This window comes from Mesorhizobium sp. M7A.F.Ca.CA.002.09.1.1, from assembly GCF_003998555.1.
Lineage (GTDB): Bacteria > Pseudomonadota > Alphaproteobacteria > Rhizobiales > Rhizobiaceae > Mesorhizobium > Mesorhizobium ciceri.
This window is the reverse complement of record NZ_RZRR01001402.1, coordinates 1-829: the sequence shown is the minus strand read 5'-3', so window position 1 is coordinate 829 and position 829 is coordinate 1. Positions and strand designations below refer to the sequence as shown.

Below are 829 nucleotides of genomic sequence, written 5' to 3'. Positions count from 1 at the left end.
CTTCGGGCGTGCACACGAAACTGGCGCAATGCCTGCTGCCCAAGGACAGCGAAAAACTGTTTTCCGGCCATCCCTGCCTGACCGGCTCGATCGCCAGCAATGCGGCGCAGCCTTTCAACGACCGCTACAGCAAATCGGGCCAGTTCGCGGCCTTCGCGCCTGCCGCGTCGCGCACCGCCTACACCTGCCGTCCGCCGAAGATCGGCGTGCCGGGCGGCATCGCCTATCGCGGCTGCGACGACAAGGACCGTGCCTTCGCGGCCTTCAAAGCTGGCAAGCCGATGCCGAACGAGATTTGCGGGCTGGTCGGCGGCAAGAAATTCGACATCTGCGTGGCCACCAACAATTTCGACCAATGCCTTGGCGGCGCCGTCAATCGCGGCAACCGGCCGGCCTGTTCGGCCGATCATTTCTGCCGCGAGGACTATATGTGCCAATCGCTGCCGCCGGACACGCCGGGCATCGGCAAAGTGAAAGGCATCGGCTTCTGCTCGCCGACCTATTTCATCTTCCAGATGCGCATCGACAATCACGCGACACCGTGGGGCAGCCCTGTCCGCGCCACCATGGGAGCGGGGTTCGGGGCGGCGGAAGAGGAGTGAGTTGCCGGCGTCTCACAGCGGGATGTTGTCGTGCTTCTTCCAGGGGTTCTGCATGTCCTTGTTGCGCAGCATGCGGAGCGCCCGCGCAATACGGCGGCGGGTCGAGTGCGGCATGATCACCTCGTCGACATAACCGCGTTCGGCGGCGACGAAGGGCGACAGGAAGCGATCCTCGTATGCCTTTGTATGGGCTGCGATCTTTTCGGCATCACCGATGTCCTTGCGGT

General features: G+C 63.7%; 1 protein-coding gene and 1 pseudogene. One reads left to right on the top strand and one right to left on the bottom strand.

The features are described from left to right. Window positions 1-602: pseudogene (locus EN994_RS33545) on the top strand (hypothetical protein); the annotation flags it as partial. Window positions 603-614: 12 nt separating this feature from the next. Here EN994_RS33545 and EN994_RS33540 read toward each other — a convergent pair. After that, window positions 615-829: carboxyl transferase domain-containing protein (locus EN994_RS33540; protein ID WP_281060231.1), on the bottom strand; the 215-nt coding region annotated here is incomplete at its 5' end.